Source organism: Bartonella sp. AC535YNZD (genome assembly GCF_042196625.1).
GTDB lineage: Bacteria > Pseudomonadota > Alphaproteobacteria > Rhizobiales > Rhizobiaceae > Bartonella.
Genome location: NZ_JBHIQP010000001.1, coordinates 119,856 through 141,704, shown reverse-complemented (window position 1 = coordinate 141,704; position 21,849 = coordinate 119,856). Strand labels below are relative to the sequence as shown.

At 36.8% G+C, this 21,849-nt stretch carries 17 protein-coding genes and 1 pseudogene; 8 read left to right on the top strand and 10 right to left on the bottom strand.

Annotation, left to right across the window (positions count from 1 at the left end):
• Positions 1-49 precede the first annotated feature (49 nt).
• Entirely contained in the window at positions 50-712 is a 663-nt protein-coding gene (gene grpE, locus ACFIM8_RS00515) for a nucleotide exchange factor GrpE (RefSeq protein WP_375606140.1), read from the top strand.
• 106 nt (positions 713-818) lie between these two features.
• On the opposite strand, the gene thpR is transcribed toward grpE, so the two are convergent.
• The 6 genes from thpR to ACFIM8_RS00485 form a co-directional block, all read right to left on the bottom strand.
• The gene (gene thpR / locus ACFIM8_RS00510; protein ID WP_375607938.1) at positions 819-1,358 is read right to left on the bottom strand and encodes an RNA 2',3'-cyclic phosphodiesterase; all 540 of its coding nucleotides are present in this window, start codon (positions 1,356-1,358) and stop codon (positions 819-821) included.
• Between the two features lie 624 nt (positions 1,359-1,982).
• Entirely contained in the window at positions 1,983-2,276 is a 294-nt protein-coding gene (locus tag ACFIM8_RS00505; RefSeq protein WP_012754483.1) for an HPr family phosphocarrier protein, read from the bottom strand.
• Between the two features lie 17 nt (positions 2,277-2,293).
• Positions 2,294-2,692 carry a PTS sugar transporter subunit IIA gene (locus ACFIM8_RS00500; protein WP_375606142.1) on the bottom strand — a complete coding sequence of 133 codons (399 nt, stop codon included), beginning with the start codon at positions 2,690-2,692 and terminating at the stop codon, positions 2,294-2,296.
• Positions 2,693-2,828: 136 nt separating this feature from the next.
• Positions 2,829-3,293 carry an HPr kinase/phosphatase C-terminal domain-containing protein gene (locus ACFIM8_RS00495; protein ID WP_375606143.1) on the bottom strand — a complete coding sequence of 155 codons (465 nt, stop codon included), beginning with the start codon at positions 3,291-3,293 and terminating at the stop codon, positions 2,829-2,831.
• A gap of 23 nt (positions 3,294-3,316) precedes the next feature.
• Positions 3,317-5,101: a stimulus-sensing domain-containing protein gene (locus tag ACFIM8_RS00490; protein WP_375606144.1), complete on the bottom strand. Its 1,785-nt coding sequence runs from the start codon at positions 5,099-5,101 to the stop codon at positions 3,317-3,319.
• Between the two features lie 39 nt (positions 5,102-5,140).
• Complete coding sequence (locus ACFIM8_RS00485; protein ID WP_005774392.1) at positions 5,141-5,863, bottom strand: response regulator transcription factor; 723 nt, start codon at positions 5,861-5,863, stop codon at positions 5,141-5,143.
• Positions 5,864-6,249: 386 nt separating this feature from the next.
• Between ACFIM8_RS00485 and lysM the strand changes: the two genes are divergently transcribed.
• A complete protein-coding gene (gene lysM / locus ACFIM8_RS00480; RefSeq protein WP_375606145.1) occupies positions 6,250-6,705 on the top strand; it encodes a peptidoglycan-binding protein LysM in 456 nt (151 codons plus the stop codon).
• Positions 6,706-6,815: 110 nt separating this feature from the next.
• Here lysM and ACFIM8_RS00475 read toward each other — a convergent pair whose 3' ends face one another.
• Positions 6,816-7,370 (bottom strand): copper chaperone PCu(A)C, encoded by a 555-nt coding sequence (locus ACFIM8_RS00475; protein ID WP_375606146.1) that lies wholly within the window; start codon positions 7,368-7,370, stop codon positions 6,816-6,818.
• A gap of 961 nt (positions 7,371-8,331) precedes the next feature.
• Here ACFIM8_RS00475 and dnaK point away from each other — a divergent pair.
• The 4 genes from dnaK to ACFIM8_RS00455 all read left to right on the top strand — a co-directional run bounded on the left by dnaK (position 8,332) and on the right by ACFIM8_RS00455 (position 15,266).
• Positions 8,332-10,224, top strand: coding sequence for a molecular chaperone DnaK (gene dnaK / locus ACFIM8_RS00470; protein WP_375606147.1), 1,893 nt, complete (start codon positions 8,332-8,334; stop codon positions 10,222-10,224).
• Positions 10,225-10,382: 158 nt separating this feature from the next.
• Positions 10,383-11,525 (top strand): molecular chaperone DnaJ, encoded by a 1,143-nt coding sequence (gene dnaJ / locus ACFIM8_RS00465; RefSeq protein WP_375606148.1) that lies wholly within the window; start codon positions 10,383-10,385, stop codon positions 11,523-11,525.
• A gap of 1,888 nt (positions 11,526-13,413) precedes the next feature.
• Positions 13,414-14,319 carry an acetylglutamate kinase gene (argB, locus tag ACFIM8_RS00460; RefSeq protein WP_375606149.1) on the top strand — a complete coding sequence of 302 codons (906 nt, stop codon included), beginning with the start codon at positions 13,414-13,416 and terminating at the stop codon, positions 14,317-14,319.
• Positions 14,320-14,351: 32 nt separating this feature from the next.
• Positions 14,352-15,266: a DMT family transporter gene (locus ACFIM8_RS00455; protein ID WP_375606150.1), complete on the top strand. Its 915-nt coding sequence runs from the start codon at positions 14,352-14,354 to the stop codon at positions 15,264-15,266.
• Between the two features lie 1,014 nt (positions 15,267-16,280).
• On the opposite strand, the pseudogene ACFIM8_RS00450 reads toward ACFIM8_RS00455, so the two are convergent.
• Positions 16,281-16,424 (bottom strand): annotated as a pseudogene (locus tag ACFIM8_RS00450) (integrase); the annotation flags it as partial.
• Between the two features lie 447 nt (positions 16,425-16,871).
• Between ACFIM8_RS00450 and lepA the strand changes: the two are divergent.
• Complete coding sequence (gene lepA, locus ACFIM8_RS00445) at positions 16,872-18,677, top strand: translation elongation factor 4 (protein ID WP_375609053.1); 1,806 nt, start codon at positions 16,872-16,874, stop codon at positions 18,675-18,677.
• A gap of 576 nt (positions 18,678-19,253) precedes the next feature.
• On the opposite strand, the gene dapD is transcribed toward lepA, so the two are convergent.
• Positions 19,254-20,102, bottom strand: coding sequence for a 2,3,4,5-tetrahydropyridine-2,6-dicarboxylate N-succinyltransferase (gene dapD, locus ACFIM8_RS00440; RefSeq protein ID WP_375614320.1), 849 nt, complete (start codon positions 20,100-20,102; stop codon positions 19,254-19,256).
• Between the two features lie 106 nt (positions 20,103-20,208).
• Here dapD and ACFIM8_RS00435 point away from each other — a divergent pair, with 106 nt between their 5' ends.
• Positions 20,209-21,072, top strand: a complete 864-nt coding sequence (locus tag ACFIM8_RS00435; RefSeq protein ID WP_375614319.1) for an LOG family protein — start codon at positions 20,209-20,211, stop codon at positions 21,070-21,072.
• 32 nt (positions 21,073-21,104) lie between these two features.
• Here the strand turns inward: ACFIM8_RS00435 and truA are convergent, their stop codons facing one another.
• Positions 21,105-21,848: a tRNA pseudouridine(38-40) synthase TruA gene (gene truA, locus ACFIM8_RS00430; RefSeq protein WP_375606153.1), complete on the bottom strand. Its 744-nt coding sequence runs from the start codon at positions 21,846-21,848 to the stop codon at positions 21,105-21,107.
• Position 21,849 lies beyond the last annotated feature (1 nt).

Sequence of the window (21,849 nt, the reverse complement as noted above, 5' to 3'; positions counted from 1 at the left end):
AGAATTTCGATATCGAGAATAACGAATCTTATGAAGGAATAAAATTTTTATGTCTGATGAAAAAAACAAATTTACTGACGCTTCATTTGAAAATTGTGATTTAAAAAATCCAGCTGATCGTAATACACTTAAACAGGCAGCCGATGAATTTTTAAAAACACATAAAACAGAGGAACACGAAGTCGTTGAAACAGAAAGCAATGAGGTTAGTGATCTTTTAGCGTCTTTGCAGGATGAAAATAAAGAATTGAAAGATCAACTTTTACGTCTTGTTGCAGATATGGAAAATCTTCGACGCCGTACTATGCGAGATGTGGCGGATGCAAAGGCTTATTCCATTGCTAATTTTGCAAGGGATATGTTATCGGTTTCTGACAATCTCAATCGTGCTTTGGAAGCGATTCCAGAAGGTGCACGGGAGAGTGATGCTGGTTTGAAATCATTAGCAGAAGGCGTTGAAATGACTGAACGTGCCATGATGGCAGCATTAGAACGTCATGGGGTGCAAAAAATTCATCCAGAGGGGCAAAAATTTGATCCTCACTTTCATCAAGCGATGTTTGAAATTCCCAATGCTGATGTTCCAGATAATACTGTTCAACAAGTGGTTCAGGCAGGTTATATTATCGGGGAAAGGGTGCTACGTCCAGCTATAGTGGGTGTAGCTAAAGGAGGAGCAAAAGAAGCTTCTGTTGAAGCTGATTCGGCTTAAAACACATCAATAATAAATCTCCAACATAAAATGCAGTATTCCCTGCAATTACATATATATGAAGTCTTTTTTTAAAGGGTTTTTAAAGGGTGTTTATAACACCCTTTTATCTTTGAAGCGCCCAACTTCCTTTTACAATATAGGGAGTCTTATTTAAGGGAGAGGCCGATAACAATAAAACAAAATGATCAACCTCAAAAGGAGGGAGCGAAAAATCATCTCGAGAAGATAGATAAGAAGAAAGATCTTTAAGATTAATATCAAATATTCGTGCAAGAGTGATATGCGGAATAAATAGTCTTTCATCAGGCTTTAACTCTAATTTATTCCGGATATATTGCATCTTTTCATGTAAAAGAGTAAGCTTTTCACAAGGTTCAATGCAAACCACAAGAGAATGGGGAGCATTTTCTGAACTAAAAACTTCAAAACCCTTTATCTGTAGCGTAAAAGAAGGAAGTTCTATAGTGTTAAAGGTATGCATAATTTCATCTTCTAGGGAGCTTTCAACTTCGCCAAAAAAAGATAAGGTTACATGAAAATTTTGCGGATTGATCCATTGCGCTTTTGGTAAGCCATTTTGCAATGATATGAGGGCTTTTGTTGTTTGTTGAGGAATCTGAAGAGCACTAAATAGACGATCCATGATATTATCTCCTTATAATGAAAGATGTTATCCCAAGCGCAATATAGATAATAAGGGCGGGGCACGTACCACAGAAAACAAGGCAATAGTATAGAAAAAGAATGTCTAAAGAATTCTTACTATAATTATGAGCTTACAAAGCTTATTCGTTTTAAGAAAATGGTTATGACATTGATAAGAATTGCATTTTCATGATCTGTATCACAATGATGTGCAATGGAAGATTACTTGTGTATTATAAAAGCTACAAAGTGAGCAGAAAATAAGAAAGTTGATAGATTTTTGATGTGCGAAATTATTTTGACATTTATCTTTAGCCTAAAATAAAGCATATTCTAATACAAAGGTGAAGAGTTCTCTTTTCTGTAAAGGTCTAATTATATGATTAAGTTGGGGAATAGCCATAATACGCAAAACTATTCAAATGGGCCAAATAATGTTAGGAAAAGGAAAAAATTATTGCATAACAAAATAACTATAAGCTTTTACATTTATGATAATTATACCAATCTATAATGGATATGAATATTGGTATAAAAGCGGGAAGAGAAATTAAAATTCAAAATAATGATGGAAAGTTCCTATTTTCTAAGAATTATCATCCTTGTTTATGATGAAAAAGCACTAGTTTTCCTCTCCAAAGTTGTTATTGATGAGCTTTTCAAGAGCATTAAGAGCATCTGTTGCTTCTGGTCCTGAAACACGAATGGTAAGGTTGCAACCGGATGAAGCCGCTAGCATCATAAGTCCCATAATTGATGATCCGCCAACAATTTTTCCGTCCTTTTCAACTTCAACAGTAACATTAAAATTGTCAACAGTTTGTACAAATTTTGCAGAGGCACGTGCATGCAACCCACGTTTATTACAGATATTGAAATGACGACTTATACATGGGAGGGTATCTTTGGAAAACATTGGTATTTTATTATCCGCTATAAAATTATACTTGGTACATTAATATATTTACGCCCTGCTTCTTGTGCTATTCTTAACGCGTCTGATAATGAAATATCAGGACATTTGCGAATAGAAATCAGTTTAATAAGCATGGGCAAATTAACACCCGCAATCATTTCAACGCGTCCTTTTTCAATAGCAGGAATAGCTATATTTGATGGTGTTCCACCGAACACATCTGTTAATATGATGACGCCATGATCCGTATCTGTATCGGTTACTGCGGCTATAATATCACCTCGGCGCTGATCTATATCGTCATCGGGATAAACGCATATTGTTGCGAACTTTTCTTGTACTCCAACAACATGTTCCACGGCATGTAAAAATTCGACAGCCAGCTCACCGTGCGTTACAAGCACGAGTCCAATCATTTACGCAAACTCCTGTTAACTAATAAGACCCGACCATAGTTGGTGGGAAAGACATTGTACAAGGCTTTATCTTGCTGCCAAGAAAAATTTGCAAAAAAAAGGCAAAAATTGTGATTTTTTTATCTTTAGAAAAAAATTAGACAGATTTTTGCCATATTCTTCTAAACAAAAATGCTTCAATAGCTTGACAAATGGCTGTACAATCGGCTTCACGAAGAGAGGGAAGTTTTAAAAGAGGAATGTGCAAATTTTCAAATTGAAAAGTTTTATTTGTGGAAAAACGTTCATACTTCGGACCGAGAAAAATAACACAATCGATAGTTGTGTGCTTTTCAAATTCTATCATATAAAGACCAACGCCACGAATCTCGATGCCGCCCTCTAAATTATCAGGAGTGTATCCGTGAAGCTTTCCATTTTCCGCACGCAACATTGTATAATCATCACTGATAAGCTTCGCTTCACGTTTTGACCACTCAGCGCGGTCAAGCAAAGAAAGGGTGATGGTTGATTTTCCTGATCCAGATGGACCTATAATTAACAGCCCCTTGCCGCCTAGTTGCAGGCAATTTGCGTGGAGTATTTCACATTTTGTTTTCATGTCTTTTACTTTGGATAAAAGATTTATTTAGCAAGCGGAAGCATAATAGTAAAACGTGCACCAGTTTTACACTTCCCAAGTGTAGGATCAATAATATTTTCGGCTGTAATTGTCCCATTATGAGCTTCGATGATTTGCCGACTAATAGAAAGGCCAAGTCCAGAGTTTTGTCCAAAAGCATCTTCATTTGGTCGATCTGTGTAAAAACGTTCAAAAATGCGTTCAATATTTTCTGAACGAATACCTGGGCCATTATCTTCAATGGTTAAAATAAGGGTTGAAGCATGACTTTTCATAGTAATGCAAATTTTGCCACGATTCCGAGGAATAAAAGAACGCGCATTTTCAAGAAGATTTGAAATCACTTGTCCTAAACGGAGTTCGTGTCCCAATACAAGATAGGCTTTTCCATGAGGACGTGGGACAATATTAAGGCTTATATCAATAGTTTGCGTATTACGATACACTTCCTGAACAGCATGAACAAGACTTTCCAAAAGCGGTGTCATATCAACGATCTCTGCAGTTTCTCGTGCAAGCTCTGCATCGAGCCGCGATGCATCAGAAATATCTGTAATCAACCGATCAAGGCGGCGCACATCATGTTGAATAATTTCAAGCAATTTCTCTTGTGCTTCTTCATTTTTAGCCAGAGGGAGCGTTTCAACAGCACTGCGTAGGGAGGTGAGAGGATTTTTTAATTCGTGGCTTACATCAGCAGCAAAACGTTCAATGGCTTCAATACGCATATAAAGGGCATTGGTCATATCACGAATAGAAGTTGAAAGGTGACCAATTTCATCTTCACGCATTGAAAAATCAGGAATTTCTACACGCTGATTATTGCCATTACGCACTCGATTAGCCGAGGCAGATAATTTACTTAATGGATGGGCAATCGTATGGGCCAAAAAGAGAGAAAGAACCAAAAGTACGCTACCTACAACGGCAAAAACTTTAAAGATAACCAGTCTTTCGCCTTTTACAATGTTATCAATATCGGAACCAGTGGTTGAAAGAAGAAGAGCACCAACCACTGCGCGATAGCGTTGAACAGGAACAGCAACAGAAACAATTAATTGCCCTTGTCTGTTGCGTCTTTTAGCCGTAGCAAGAGATCCGTTTAATGCGCGGTACACTTCTGGATAAGCAATACCACTGGTTTTTGTTTGTTCTCTGTCAAGAGCAATACCTTTGCCATAAAATACGCTTGAATACCATGAAGTAAGGCGATCCCACATGTTTTGTTCTGTTTTAAGTGGGGGTAAATCATAACTAAAAACTTCTCCACTAGAATAAAGAACGCGCGAATCAAGAAGGAGAGTAGCATCACGATCATAGATACGTGCTCTTGTCGTTTTAGGTGTAATAAGACGCCGTAAAAGAGGGGCAACTTGCTCAGGGTTAATAGGAAAATCCCAAGAATCGGTTGATTGAGGAGCGGGTGTAACGCTTTCACCAGTCTGTAACTCTAAGAGTTTTTGAGGGTCAATGAGGATAGAATTTGTATCTACTGTTGCAGAAGCAGCAATAGCCCCAGCAATAATTTTTCCTTGGGTACATAAACTTTTGATTTTTGCTTCAATTAAACCATCGCGAAATTGGTTAAGGTATAAAATGCCTGTAACTAAAACGGCAAGGGCAGCAATGTTTAATATAACAATGCGACGTGTGAGGCTGGAAAAAAGCAATTGTCTAAAGAGACGTTGTGTTCGAAGATGCAAACCAGCGAACATAAGAAATGGCGTTGAGGAGGTACCATTAACGGTTGTTTTTTGTAAAGTTTCCAGTTGAGAATTGTCTGTCATCGATTTGATTGCCATTCAAATTTTTGCGACAAAGTAGTTTTATACCTCGTGGAAACGATAACCTACACCATAAAGTGTTTCAATCATTGCAAAATCATCATCCACTTGTTTAAACTTTTTACGCAGACGTTTAATGTGACTATCAATGGTGCGATCATCTACGTAGACTTGATCACTATAAGCAGCATCCATTAAAGCATCACGACTTTTTACAACTCCTGGTCTTTGTGCTAAGGTTTGCAGAATCAAAAATTCCGTAACGGTTAAAATAACAGGTTTATCTTTCCATGTACAGGTGTGGCGTTCTTGATCCATCACAAGATCTCCACGTTTGAGAGAAGAGGTGGAAGAAGTTCCTGTAGAAAGCGGTTGGTTACGTGCATTAGAACGGCGTAAAATAGCTTTCACTCGTTCAATAAGAAGACGTTGGGAGAAAGGTTTAGTAATAAAATCATCAGCTCCCATTTTGAGACCAAATAATTCATCAATTTCATCATCTTTAGAGGTAAGAAAAATAACTGGAAGATCAGATTTTTGACGCAAACGACGCAAAAGTTCCATCCCATCCATTCGGGGCATTTTAATATCAAAAATAGCTAAGTGTGGAGGGTGAAGTGTGAGACCCTTGAGTGCAGATGCTCCATCTGTATAGCTTTCAACCCGATATCCTTCTGTCTCAAGCGCAAAAGATAAAGATGTCAAAATATTGCGATCATCATCAACAAGTACGATCGTTTGCGTGATTGTTGGTGTATCTTTCATGGTTTCTTAGACCTTTCTATTGCTGTGGTAGCAAATTACCCACACTTATTTATATGGGAGTTCATATTTTTTTTGCAAAACAAATATGATACAAATTGTAGCAAAGTAAAAAACCTTTTGTCATTACTGTAAAATCTTGTTTTGCTTTCATAATTTATAATGTTTCTACGTCTATTAAGATCCCTTCATTTGAGAGAAAATTTTCATAAAGGCTTTTTTTATCAAGGTTTATTACAAAGTTTATTATTGTATTTGTCTCATAATTGAACAGATGTAGTTTTGATTGTTGAAGTTTAGAAAATCTGCCTATGTGTTTTAAGAGCAAAGAAAAGAATGTGGCAATATATGCACAAAAATTTGTTTCTGCTACACGAAAGGAGGTCGTAATGGGATTTTTTAATTTTATTAAAACTGTAGGGGAAAAGTTAGGTATTGGGGACCATGAACCAAAAGAAAAGGATTTTAAGAGAGCATTTGATCATTTTCAACTCGGTACAGAAAAAGTCAATATTCAAGTTGAAGACGGTAAAGCTATTTTAAGCGGTGAAGTTCCAGATAGGGAAACACTTGAAAAAGCACTGCTGGTTGTTGGCAATTCACAAGGTATCTCTTCTGTAGATGTTGATCAATTAAAGGTTATAGATACAACGCCTAGAAAAACTTCTCGCTTTTATGAGGTTAAATCTGGTGATAATCTTTGGAAAATTGCTGAAGAGGTTTATGGAAAAGGGCAAGGTAATAAAAACACATTTATTTTTGAAGCCAATAAGCCAATGCTAAAATCTCCCGATAAAATTTATCCTGGTCAAGTTTTACGTATTCCTGAAATTGACCATAGTTAATTCATCAAAGGGGATAATTTTTTACTGATGGCATTAAACAAAAAATAAAGAAGCGTAAAAAATTTCACACTTCTTCATTTTATAAAGTGTGTATTTATAATAAAAGGAGCTTAGTGAACAGGAGAGGATTTAGAAGGTGATGGTACTTTCATAGCGTTTACAGAGAAATCAACATCAATGGTTCCTGCTTTCTCAAATGTTAATTTTGCGCTAATTTTATCACCTAACTTAAATGGTTGTGAAAGCCCCATGAACATAATATGATCACCGCCAGGCTTAAGCGTGATTTCGCCATTTCCCGGAATTTCAATGCCATTGTGCATTTTTTCCATTTTCATAATATCGTTAACGACAGCCATAGAGTGTATCTCTGTTGTTTTTACTCCGTTTGTGGAAATAGAAACCAAACGGTCTGGGGTATTACTGTGATTAATAATGTAGAGATAACCGCTACCAACTCTTATACCTCTAGGTGTTTCGCGTGTCCAAGGATTGAGAATTTCTATGTCGCCAAGTTTATATTGCTGAGCACCTGCTGGCAGGATTATACCAGCAAAGAGAAGAGTACACACGATATTTATGATAACCTTTTTATATGGATATTGTGTATGTATTATATTCTTAAAGATGAGATTTGTTATTTTCTTAATAATAGATGTCATCATTGATTTACCCTCCTTCATAAGATTCACACTTTGAATATTTTTTATTTTAGCAGAGCTTTTATTTAAAATAAAAGAAAGAAATACTAAAATGAAATTGATTTGAATATAAAAATCATAGAATTCTTGAAATTTAAAAGAAGACAGTAAGATTTACAATGACAACACACCTCTTAACGCTTCCGTGTTCATCTCATAAATAGTATTTGCAAATGGTATAAAATCTATGATGCACTACTATTTTACTTAATGAAGATATAATACAGAACAATCATTAACCACTTTACCAATTTTTAATATTATGACAGCTTTTGGCATTTTAAAGCGTTTATACAGAGGTATTTTTATATATTTTCAAAGTTCAAAATTATACAGTTAAGAAAAAACGCTTTAGGTGAATTTAAAGCACAGATTTCAAATAGCCGCAAACAATGAGACCGTTAGAGGGAGAATTTTTGAAAGGAGATTGATAGATAATACCTTTACTGATACGAGCATTAGATATGATGACTATTTTAGTCCAAGAAAAATCTATAATATTTGTGATATAAATTATTCGCCTTTTAAAAAGCTTTTACGTGAGTACGATTTTATCAATGATGAGAAGATCAAGAGCGAGAGTGCAATCATTCTTTTATTTTTTAATTTTTATAGAAAGATATATTTTTTGAGAATTGCAAGAAAAATATATTATGCTCTCAAGTCTCTCATAAATATGGTATTTATGGGTCATTAGAGTGCCTATTTTAAAATAAATTTTTTATTTTGGAGATGTTTCTCTCATTATTCTCTTGTAGCAATAAAAGCCTGTTCTTATATACGAGGCAGCAAGGCTTGTTGCGACTTGCAGTTTATTATTATTTATGTTGCTTGAAGCAATATACGGGCTTTAGGTGTTATGAGGAGCTATCTTAAAAAGATGCTTTATGAAGGTTGAGGTAGCTTGCTGAATGGAGATTATAATATGGCAAAAGTAATTGGTATTGATTTGGGGACAACGAACTCTTGTGTGGCTGTTATGGATGGCAAAAATGCAAAAGTTATTGAAAACTCAGAAGGAGCGCGAACAACACCTTCCGTTGTTGCCTTTACTGATGGGGGGGAGCGGCTTGTTGGGCAACCTGCTAAACGGCAGGCGGTGACAAATCCTGAAGGGACAGTTTTTGCAGTTAAACGTTTGATAGGGCGCCGCTTTGATGACCCTATGGTTGAAAAAGATAAAGCGCTTGTTCCTTATAAAATTGTTAAAGGTGACAATGGTGATGCATGGGTTGAAGAGGCGGGAAAGAAATATTCTCCGTCACAAATTTCAGCTATGATTTTGCAAAAGATGAAGGAAACAGCAGAATCTTATCTTGGTGAAAAAGTTGAACAAGCCGTTATTACGGTTCCTGCTTATTTTAATGATGCGCAACGTCAAGCCACGAAAGATGCAGGTAAAATTGCTGGACTTGAAGTTTTACGGATTATTAATGAGCCAACTGCTGCTGCTTTAGCTTATGGTTTGGACAAAAAGGATGGAAAAACAATTGCTGTTTACGACCTTGGTGGTGGTACATTTGATATTTCAGTCCTTGAAATTGGAGATGGCGTTTTTGAGGTTAAGTCAACCAATGGGGATACATTTTTAGGGGGTGAAGACTTTGACATGCGCTTGGTTGGTTATTTTGCCGATGAATTCAAAAAAGAGCAAGGAATTGATCTGAAAAATGATAAACTCGCTTTACAGCGCTTAAAAGAAGCAGCAGAAAAAGCAAAGATTGAGCTTTCTTCGTCACAGCAAACAGAAATTAATTTACCATTTATCACGGCAGATCAATCAGGTCCCAAGCACTTAACAATGAAATTGACTCGGGCAAAATTTGAATCTCTCGTTGACGATTTAGTCCAGCGTACCATCGAACCTTGTAAAGCTGCGTTGAAAGATGCTGGATTAAAGGCTGGTGAGATTGACGAAGTTGTTTTAGTGGGTGGTATGACACGTATGCCTAAGATTCAGCAAGTTGTGCAGAACTTCTTTGGTAAGGATCCACACAAAGGCGTTAACCCTGATGAAGTGGTTGCAATGGGCGCTGCCATCCAAGGAGGTGTATTGCAAGGCGATGTCAAAGACGTATTGCTGCTAGATGTAACACCTTTATCTTTGGGTATTGAAACCTTGGGTGGGGTTTTCACACGCCTTATTGAGCGCAATACCACTATCCCGACGAAAAAATCGCAAGTTTTTTCGACAGCTGATGATAACCAGAGTGCTGTAACGATTCGTGTTTTCCAAGGTGAACGGGAAATGGCAAGTGATAATAAGTTATTGGCTCAATTTGATCTTGTTGGTATTCCTCCAGCACCACGTGGTATACCTCAAATTGAAGTTACTTTTGATATCGATGCGAATGGTATTGTTAATGTTTCGGCCAAGGATAAGGGAACAGGGAAAGAGCATCAAATTCGTATTCAGGCATCAGGTGGTTTAAGTGATGCTGATATTGAAAAAATGGTAAAGGATGCAGAAGAGCACGCGGCTGAGGATAAAAAACGCCGTGAAGGTGTTGAAGCTAGAAATCAAGCGGAGGCTCTTATTCATTCAACTGAAAAGTCGCTCAATGAATATGGCGATAAAGTATCAGCTGAAGAAAAGGGACAGATTGAAACAGCAATCTCTGATTTGAAATCTGCGCTTGAAGGCAGTGATACGGAAGAGATAGCAACAAAGATGCAAAAATTAGCAGAAGTTAGTATGAAGTTGGGACAGGCTATGTATGAAGCTTCACAAGCAGAAACTGCTGATACTGAAACAGAAACAAAGAATGATGATGTTGTCGATGCTGATTTTGAAGAAGTTAATGATAAGAAGAAATAGTGTCAGCGTATGTGTTGATTAATTTATAAACCCGGCCTTTGAAATATAAGGCTGGGCTTTATTATTTGAGATAAGTTGCAACTTTGTTGCTAAAAATATAAATTAAAAGCAATATTATCCATAAAGTTGGATGACAGAAAAATTATCAGGAATACATGATGAAGGTTGACTATTATGAAATTCTTGGCGTGACTCGCGAATGTGATGATAAAAAGTTGAAATCTGCTTTTCGTAAGTTGGCAATGCAATATCATCCTGATCGCAATGCGGGGGATAAAGAGGCAGAGCGAAAATTCAAAGAAATTGGCGAAGCCTATGAAGTTCTTAAAGATCCCCAGAAGCGTGCTGCTTATGATCGATTTGGCCATGCGGCCTTTGAAAATAGTGGTGGTCAAGGGGGAGCAAATCCCTTTAGTGGTTTTGCTGCTGGTGGTGGATTTGCGGATATTTTCGAAGACTTTTTTGGTGAGATTATGGGAGGGACCCACCGTAAGCGTGGTGATAGTCGCGAACGTGGTGCAGATTTGAGTTATAATATGGAAGTGACTTTAGAAGAGGCATTTTCAGGAAAAACTGCAGAAATTAATATTCCCAGTTCCGTTACGTGTGATGTTTGTGAAGGATCAGGAGCGAGAAAGGGTTCTAAGCCGCAAGTTTGTGGAACATGCCATGGATCTGGACGTGTGCGTGCTGCACAGGGTTTCTTTTCTATTGAGCGGACATGTCCTACATGTCATGGACGGGGTGAAACTATTACCGATCCATGCCCCAAATGTCAGGGGACACGGCGTATAGAGAAAAAACGTTCATTGAGCGTAAATGTTCCAGCTGGTATTGAAGATGGAACGCGTATTCGCCTTTCTGGTGAGGGTGATGCTGGTATTCGTGGTGGCCCCAATGGTGATCTTTATATTTTTCTTTCCATTAAACCGCATGAGTTTTTTCAGCGAGAAGGAGCAGATCTTCACTGTCGCGTTCCTATTTCAATGGTAACAGCTGCTTTAGGAGGAGAGTTTGAAGTTTCCGACCTTGATGGTGTTAAAGCACGTGTTAAGATCCCAGAAGGAACACAAAATGGACGTCAATTCCGCCTTAGAGGCAAAGGTATGCCCATGTTGCGCCGTCAGCAAGCAAGGGGTGATCTTTACATCCATATCACAATTGAGACACCGCAGAAATTAACGCAAGAACAACGTGAATTGTTGCAAAAATTTGAAAAGCTCTCAAATCATGAAAATTCACCGCAATCACATGGTTTTTTTTCACGGATGAAAGAATTTTTTGAAAATATTTCTGGTTAAAATATGTGAATGTTCTCAGAATAATTAGAGAGAACTGTGGGAAAGTTATTTTCATTAAGTGTTCTATTGTCTCATTATCTTTGAACAGCATTTTTTTCTTTAAAAAGAAAAGAGAGAGACAGCTAATTTAGGATAAACTCCTGCTGCTGATAGTTTTTATATTTCATGAGTTTTATGGATAAGTCTTATTTTTGAATGTCTATGACATTTTAAAAAGGGCTTATCCATATAAGAACGCAATTGAGTGATTGATAATAAATATTGCCAGTGTCATGATGGCTGTCTTTATGCATTCAGTATTTTTTGTATTTATTTTTTCACTCAAAATTTCTTTTTAAAGGCTCTATAATAAAACTGTAAAATAGACAAGAGCTTACAAAGCAACGCTCAATAAGCTGTTAGGCAATTCATCTTTTTCAAATAAAGTATCAACTTCTCATAACCGATTTTATTTCTGGCATTTTCATAGCCTTAAACCACTGCTTTCCTTAAAATAAGGGTTATTCTTATTCAAAATAACTTTTACATGCCTTATCTCAGCTTTTAGCAGTAATCATGTCTTTTTAGATTGTGGATTTGGTTTTGTATTTTAATAAAGCGCTTACTTTTGCTGTTATCTGTAAATCAATTCAGATCTCATAGAGCACTATGTTTGAGATAAATGGATAAATATTAAGGCAGTTCAGTATGTTCTTTACTGTTGCAACTTTTTTTATGTCGGAGTGAAACAAGAGTATTGTATATATCTGTTTAAGTAATTTTTGCAACGAGGATATAGCTAAAGTTGAGGAGAATATAAAAGCATAAAAGTAGAAAATTCAAGCTTTGCCACCTCTTTTTCACTTAGCTTTGCGCCTTTCAGAAATATTCAAAGTAGTATTTAAATAATGGAATACATAGTCCCTCACGCTTTTGTTTTCGCGATCTTTAATAGAGGTAAATCTCTTACGCCCATACAGAAGATCATTGTGTTACAAATCTATACGCTTATTTTGAAGAAACATTTCCTAATGGATGTACCCCTATTGCATGCGATGGTGCTTGAAAGGGTATAAAACTTCATTGTACACCACTCTTTTTACGCTCATGTATGCGTAAGTTAACACTATCATTCCTCGTTTCAAACATTGCTGCATCTCTTGCTATTGAGAGCATTAATAAGAGGTATTTTAAGCCTTCTATAGTATTTATATACCAAGTTCATTTGTAACGTACAAGCCAACGGTTTTTATTGATTTGAAATGTGAGAGTTAAAATGACAAAATATTCTTATATTCAGACTTCTCATTTAGGGTTTTACGCTATAAATATATAAAATTATTATTATAAATCAACGTATTATAATTCTTCATAAAGGGATATTTAATTGACATTTTCTCATGTTTAACGATTGAAAAAAGTCAAATTTTTAAAACCAAAGTTATAGTCTCCGGTCGAACTTCGTTTGACAATTTCATTAAAGAAAAATTGAGATAGGTTACTAAAGCGGTTGAGTGGTTTCTTATCTTGGCGATAGGTTAATTTTATTATGATAAGAAAATTTTGCTTTTATCTTATAAAATCAATGGTTGTATATATTTCTATTCATTGTTAAGTATCCATAGGTATAAATTAATGAATTGAATATAGGGCGTCGCTTAAAAAATTTTCAAAATTTTGCTTTTCAATTTTATACATAAGATCATAAAGTAATGACGTTTTTTGACACCTATTTTGTTTAATTTTTTACGGTCAATTTTTAAAGGATATTTTTTGTGTTTCATCTTCGTAAATTAAAAGAAAATTGACGATTTTCAGGGGGATGGATAGAGTAAAGCTTGGTTTTATTGTTTTCACTTTTCCTAAGTTTCATTAAGAGATGGTAAAAAGTGATGAGGAGGCTCTATTGATGGATGATGCTAAAAACGATGATGTAGATGTTTTGGAAAAACAAGCAGCATTTTTATCGTCTGCTTTACCTTATATGCAAAAATATGAAAATGAAACGGTCGTGGTAAAATATGGCGGCCATGCTATGGGTGATCCCGCTTTGGGACGAGCATTTGCGCGTGATATTGCTCTATTAAAGCAATCAGGGATTAATCCTATTGTTGTTCATGGTGGTGGACCTCAAATTGCTAAAATTTTAATGAAAATGGGGATTGAATCACGATTTGAAAACGGTTTACGGGTAACCGATGAACGGATTGTTGAAGTTGTTGAAATGGTTTTAGCGGGATCCATAAACAAAGAAATTGTTGCTCTCATCAACGCTGAGGGTGAATGGGCAATAGGATTATGCGGCAAGGATGGCAATATGGTTTTTGCCGAAAAGGCTTATAAAACTGTCATTGATCCTGATTCTCATATTGAACGTGTTTTAGATTTGGGGTTTGTTGGTGAGCCTATTGAAGTTGATCGCACATTGCTAGATCTCTTAGCATGTTCTGAAATGATACCAGTTCTTGCTCCTGTGGCTCCAGGACGCGATGGTAAAACTTACAATATTAATGCTGATATTTTTGCTGGAGCTATTGCTGGTGCATTAGAGGCTAAACGCCTTTTATTTCTCACTGATGTTCCTGGTGTTTTGGATAAACAGGGTAAACTTTTAAAAGAATTGACAGTTTCTGAAGCTGAGAAACTTATCAAAAATGGAACAATTTCAGGAGGCATGATCCCAAAAGTAGAGACTTGTATAAAAGCCCTTCAAAATGGTGTGGAAGGTGTTGTCATTTTAAACGGTAAAACCCCTCATCCTGTTTTACTAGAACTGTTTACCGAACAGGGAATTGGAACGCTTATTGTTTCATAAATTGTGCGGAAAATTGAAGGAGAAGGCTTTTCATGAAAAGTATAAAACAGTTTAAATATCCTTTATTAAGTAAACCAGAATTGGCACTATTTGCTGCGACAATATTGTGGGGCATTACATTTTTAGTCATTCACATTGCGGTACGCTATAGCGGTCCTCTATTTTTTGTTGGATTTCGTTTTATTGTTGCATCTCTTATATGTGGGGCAATTTTTTGGCGCTCTATAAAAAGGATAACTGTTTATGAAGTTTTTGCTGGGATGGCGATTGGTTTAGCCATGTTTTTGGGGTATGCTTTTCAAGCAGCTGGACTTCAAACGATTATTAGTAGTCAGTCGGCTTTTATCACAGCGCTTTATGTACCGATGGTTCCAATCTTGCAATGGATTGTGTTTAAAAAACCTCCCCGTTTAGCCTGTTGGATTGGTATTGTTTTCGCTTTTATTGGGCTTGTATTCATTTCAGGACAAAAGCCTGGAAGTTTTGATTTTTCAAAAGGTGAAATTTTGACTTTGTTAGGTGCATTAGCGATTGCTGGAGAAGTCATACTCATCGGAATTTTTGCGAACAAGGTTGATAGTCGGCGTGTAACCATTATTCAGTTATTTTTTAGTGGTTTTTTTTCATTTGCTTGTATGCCTTTGATGGGTGAAAGCATTCCTGAATTTTCGTGGGTGTGGTTTAATATTGGTATAGGATTGGCATTAATGAGTGCCATCATTCAATTAGCTATGAATTGGGCACAAAAGTCTATTTCCCCTACGCGTGCGACACTCATTTACGCAGGTGAACCGGTATGGGCTGGTATTGTTGGGCGTTTGGCTGGAGAACGTTTATCTCCCTTAGCTTTATTGGGCGGTTTGCTTATTCTTATTGGGATCATTGTGGCTGAATTACAACCTTCACAATGGCGTAAAAAAAATAAAGCAATTAAAAAAATTGATTAGCTATACATTTTTTTATTATGATTTTATTGCACGAGATTTTTGCTTGTAGAGTTTTCATTTTTAAAGTTTTTTTTAATATTAAGATGATTAAGAATTCTATAAATTATTCCAGCTTTTGCATGCCAAATTGGAGCAAGAGTATGCTTCTATCTGTTTTCTAACCTCTGAAAAGGAAAAACAAACTTCATTGAGCTAAGCATTAAGTTGTAAAAGTGAAAATTAATACGCATCTTTACGATCATTTTTAAATTCGGCTTTAACAACTTTCAAAAACATCTACGGTAATATTTTTGAATAATGAAAACTATGCACTGTCGCACGTTATTCCTTTTATTCTTTAACTCCCATGCAAAATAGAAACGCTCAAAGCAACCCCCATAATGGTGTACATTAACGCACTTTTTTAAAAGACATATTTTCTCAATGGATATTGTACCCATTGATGGTCCATGTGAAATGTATAAAGGCCATGAAATATCACCATTTTTACTTAAAATAAAAAATTAAAGTTAATAGCATTATTTTCTTTATTAATTACCATTACGACAAGTTTTGGTACTTGAAAGAGTTTATTAAGAGGTATTTTAATCATTCCTTAAACGGCTTTATCCATACACCAGTCCTGTTTGTCCAGTTCTGTTTGTAATGTGTAAAAAATTTGACTAATTTACTATAAGCAAGCTTAAGATGAAAAAGGCTCGCGATGGTCAGGGGTTTCATTTAAATTGCAAAGCAATAAATAGTCATTATAAATCAAAGCACTAACAAATTAATAGAAGAGATTTGATGTTTTTTATCTTTAATAAAAGAAGAAAGGCGTTGTATAAAAGGGCATAAAAACTTTACTCAATAAAGCCAATTTCTAAAGTTTTAAACATTGAGAAAAAAATTATCTCTCTCAATATCTATTTTATTTTATAAGATTGCTGAAAAAAACAGATTATTGCGTACAAATAAAAAAGCATTTCTTGTGCATTTTATTGAAAGTCTTAGTGATATACGCATCCATCATTGCGTTGTATATTCACGGGCTTGTTTTAAAGAAACATCTCTTAACGCTCTCAATCCCATTTCACGACGGTGCCTATGAATAGTATAACGGTAAATCCATTGAGCACCTACATCTTTACGCTTATGAAAAAGTAAGTCGGCACAATCACACTATTTGCCAGTTCGTGGGTGTTGCCGACAGCTTTTGCATTAAAACGGGTTCATAAGAGCCATTTTTAGTTCTTTCTTATATAAATTTTATCCACACACTTATGCCGCTTGTAATGTGCAAGCAAGTGATTTTAATTAATTCAAGATATACAGATTTGAAATGAGAGAATCTTACGGTACTCAAGGTTCTAATTCAATATAAATAATGTTAAATTATATTTATAAATCAATATCTTATTATATAATGCCAGCATATGAGTTATCAAACAAGATGTGAAAAGGTCATTTTAGAACCTTTTGTATTTAATTTAGCAAACAAAAGCCTCATTTTTTAGGCTATGAAAAGTTGTGTTTTGAGAAGCTTGTTAGGTTTATATTCTTTGATAGAAGCCGGAGCATAATTGGTCTTTGCGTTTTGTATTATTCTTTGCTAAATCGGCTTATATGACAATAGATCGTAATTATATTCGTAATTTTTCCATCGTGGCGCATATTGATCACGGCAAATCCACTTTAGCTGATCGTTTGATTCAAATAACAGGTGGGCTTGAAACACGTGAGATGAAAGAACAAGTACTCGATTCCATGGATATTGAGCGTGAACGTGGAATTACTATTAAAGCACAAACGGTACGTTTACACTATAAGGCAAAGAATGGTGAAACATATATTTTAAATCTTATGGATACACCTGGTCATGTGGATTTTGCTTATGAGGTTTCGCGTTCATTGGCAGCTTGTGAAGGTTCTTTGTTGGTGGTGGATGCAAGCCAAGGCGTAGAGGCACAGACGTTAGCAAATGTTTATCAAGCCATTGATAATTCCCATGAGTTAGTTGTTGTTCTCAATAAAGTTGATCTTCCAGCAGCAGAACCTGAGCGTGTTAAAGAACAAATTGAAGATGTGATAGGCATTGATACATCTCAAGCAGTAGAAATATCAGCAAAAACAGGTTTGGGTGTTCCTGATGTTTTGGAGGCAATTGTTGCACAATTACCACCTCCACGTATAGGCGATGTTGCAAATCCCTTGAAAGCAATGTTGGTTGATAGCTGGTATGATGCATATCTTGGTGTCATTGTTTTGGTACGGGTGATAGATGGTATTTTAAAAAAAGGCCAAACCATTCGTATGATGGGTACAGGAGCAAAATATCCAGTTGAGCGCGTTGGGGTTTTTACACCTAAAATGGTACAGGTTGATGAATTAGGACCAGGTGAGATTGGTTTTATCACTGCTTCTATCAAAGAGGTAGCAGATACACGGGTTGGGGATACGATTACTGAAGAGCGTCGTCCTTGTGAAAATGCTTTGCCTGGTTTTAAGCCGGCGCAACCGGTTGTCTTTTGTGGACTTTTTCCAATAGATGCTGCCGATTTTGATGATTTGCGTGCAGCCATGGGCAAATTACGCTTAAATGATGCGAGTTTTTCTTTTGAAATGGAAACATCCGCGGCTTTGGGTTTTGGTTTTCGCTGTGGCTTTTTGGGACTTCTGCATCTTGAAATTATTCAAGAGCGGTTAGAGCGTGAGTTTAATTTGGATTTAATTGCGACAGCACCTTCGGTTGTTTATCGCATGAATATGAATGATGGTTCTGTTAAAGAGTTGCACAATCCAGCAGATATGCCGGATGTGGTTAAAATTTCTTCCATAGAAGAACCATGGATTCGGGCGACAATCATGACTCCTGATAATTATCTTGGGTCAATTTTAGAGCTATGCCAAGAGCGGCGCGGGGTACAGGTTGGTTTGTCCTATGTTGGAACCCGTGCTATGGTAACGTATGATTTACCACTGAATGAAGTTGTTTTTGATTTTTATGATCGGCTAAAATCAGTCTCAAAGGGTTATGCTTCTTTTGATTATCAAATGACAGATTATGCAGAAGGGGATTTAGTTAAAATGTCTATTTTGGTAAATGGAGAGTCTATAGATGCATTGTCTATGCTTGTGCACCGCACGATTGCAGAAAAGCGCGGGCGTTCCATGTGTGAAAAACTGAAAGATCTTATTCCCCAGCATATGTTTCAGATTCCAGTTCAAGCGGCTATTGGTGGTAAAATTATAGCGCGCGAAACAATTCGTGCTTTGCGTAAAGATGTAACAGCGAAATGTTACGGGGGTGATGTTACGCGTAAGCGCAAACTTTTGGAAAAGCAAAAAGAAGGCAAAAAGCGGATGCGCCAATTTGGAAAAGTAGAAATTCCACAATCGGCATTTATCCAAGCGCTCAAAATGAATAAATAATGGAAAAAGGAATATTTTCTCTCATTAGTTGCGCTTTTGCTTTTGTCGATTGGTTCAGGTGCTTAAAGAACACTTTTAAATAGAATCGCACTGTGCTTCATGTTTTTGTGTATTGCGAATGGTGTCACTTTCTCATGTAAAACAGAATGCTTTAAACAAAATACATTTGTTGTGTTGCACGTTTGTGCACTTGTTTCAAAGAAACATCTCTCAATACATCAAACTTCATTTCACAACGGGGGCTGCAACAAAATATAATGTGAAATTCATTGTAAATTACATGAAACCCATTTGGCGCCACATCTTTATGCGTCAGAAAGGTGCAAAGCGCACCCATCATACTCTTTTTCAGCTCAAAATATTATGATAGCTCTTGGCGATAGAGAGAATTCATTAAAGGTATTTCACTCTTTTCTTGAAGTGTTTCTTACCCACACACCAACAGCATTTGTGACGAGCAAGGAAATGATAGTGATTGATTCACTATGAAAGGATTTGAAATGAGAGAATCCTTGTATTCGAGGTTATTATTCAAGTTAAAAAACGAGAAAATATTATTATGCATTAATCTTGTGTCTAAGAACGTAAAAGATCATTAATGGATGTTTTTTCTCGTGTTTTTTGATCAACGCGTTTTACAATAACAGCACAATAAAGGTTTGGGCCTGCTTCACCATTTGGTAAAGGTTTTCCGGGGAGAGAACCCGGTACAACCACTGAATAGGCTGGTACTTCACCAATAAAAATTTCACCTGTTGTACGATCAATAATCTTTGTTGATTTTCCAATAAAGACTCCCATTCCTAAAACAGCGCCTTCACGAATAATACAGCCTTCAACAATTTCAGAGCGTGCACCGATAAAGCAGTGATCTTCAATGATTGTTGGATTTGCTTGCAGGGGTTCCAAAACACCTCCAATACCAACACCGCCAGAAAGATGAACATGTTTACCAATTTGTGCACAAGAACCAACGGTGGTCCATGTATCAACCATTGTTCCTTCATCGATAAAGGCGCCGAGATTGACAAAGGATGGCATCAATATAACATTGGGTGCAATGTAAGCAGAATGACGTACAATGGCTCCAGGAACAGAACGGAAATTAGCGCTTTTAAAATCTGCCTCTTGCCAACCAGAGAATTTTGAAGGAACTTTATCCCACCAATGTGTTCCATTTACACCACCAGCAATAATTTGCATAGGGTTAAGCCGAAAAGAGAGCAAAACAGCTTTTTTCAACCATTGATGAACATGCCATTGTCCGTTTTTTTGCCGTTCTGCGACGCGAATTGCACCTTTATCGAGAAGATTCAATGCGTGTTCGACACTCTCACGAATTTCACCTTTTGTGGTAGTATCAATAGAATCACGATCATCAAATGCTTTTTCGATAATGATTTCAAGTTGTGTGAGATTGATCATGAACATAGTTCCGTTAAACAAGTTGAAAGCTTCAAGATTTATTCTCTATGACTTACGCGAAGAAATGTTTTCAGTCAATAAAACGATGAGGAAGTAGGACAGGTGCATGAAAAAAGGCTGTAAAGAAAAAAGAAAAGCAGAGCAAGAAAACTGGACACCACTTCTCCATACGAAGGATGCTCTACAACAAATATATAAAGTCTCTAATTCAGCACAGGTGCGTTCGTCTACTTATCGTTTAGCCTATATCGATCAAGAGTTTATGATGCGTCCAGAGCTGCGCTCACAACGTATTGGTCTTGAATTTTTAAAGCCGGAAATAACTCTTAAAGAATATAATATTCAATCGACAGTTGTTTTGTTTGGTGGTGCGCGCATTCCTGAACCTAGGCAAGCTGCGTGGGCAGCAAAAAATGAAACACAAAAGAAAAATTTGCGTGCTATGTCACATTATTACGATGAAGCAAGAGAGTTTGCGCGTTTGTGCTCACTCTATTCTGCTACGACAGAATATCGTGAATTTGTGGTTGTTACGGGGGGCGGACCAGGGATCATGGAGGCGGGAAATCGTGGTGCTTGTGATGTTGGGGCTCCAACAATTGGCTTGAATATTATTTTACCGCATGAGCAAGAGCCTAATTCATATGTTTCGCCGCATTTGTGTTTTAATTTTCACTATTTAGGGATGCGAAAAATGCATTTTTTATTACGAGCGAAAGCATTAGCCATTTTTCCTGGAGGATTTGGGACTCTGGATGAACTGTTTGAGACGTTAACTTTAGTACAGACGGGGCGTATGAAACAGGTACCAATTTTATTGTTTGGCAAAGAATTTTGGAGCAATGCTATCAACTTTGAGTATCTATCTGCACAAGGTACGATCTCTCCCAGTGATGTTAATTTTGTGAAATTTGTCAATACAGCAGCAGAAGCGTTTGAAGAAATTCGTTCTTTTTATATGCTGCCTTAACAGTTTTTGAGGCGTTAACGCTTGAAGGATCATTAATATTCTACTTTGGTTAAATAAAGTCCTGAGGGGGGGGCAACAACACCACAGCGTTTGCGATCTTTAGCGTGAAGAGCTGCTTCAAGATCTTGTGTTGTCCAACGTCCAATACCCACTTCCATGAGGCTTCCTGCGAATGAACGGATTTGATGATGAAGAAAAGAACGAGCTTGTGCATAAAGGAAGATTTCCTCTCCTTCTCTTTGAACATCAAGGCGTTCAAGGGTACGAATAGGGCTTTTGGCTTGGCAATGTGCTGAACGGAAAGTTGTAAAATCATGTTGTCCAACAAGCTTTTGCGCAGCTTCATGCATAGCTTCAGCATTAAGAGGTTTTGGTATCCACCATACGCGTTTGGCATTTAGAGCTGGTGGAGAGCGGCGATTGAGAATTTTAAAAAGATAATGGCGCTTTACAGCGGAAAATCGTGCATCAAAGTCATCAGGGACATTTTGTACGTTTAGGATTGAAATCGCTTCTCCCTGTTTACGTAAAAGAGCATTGAGTGCGTCACGCACAGTATGGGGGGGCCAGTTTTTTTCAAAATCAACATGGGCAACTTGTCCCGTGGCATGCACCCCTGCATCCGTTCGTCCTGCTGTTGTTATGGTCAATTGTTGTCCACTGAAGGAAAAGAGTACCTGTTCAAGAGTTCCTTGTATCGTGTGAAGCTCCACTTGACGCTGCCAACCAGCATAATTTGAACCATCGTATTCAAGAGTGAGTTTAAAACGTGGCATA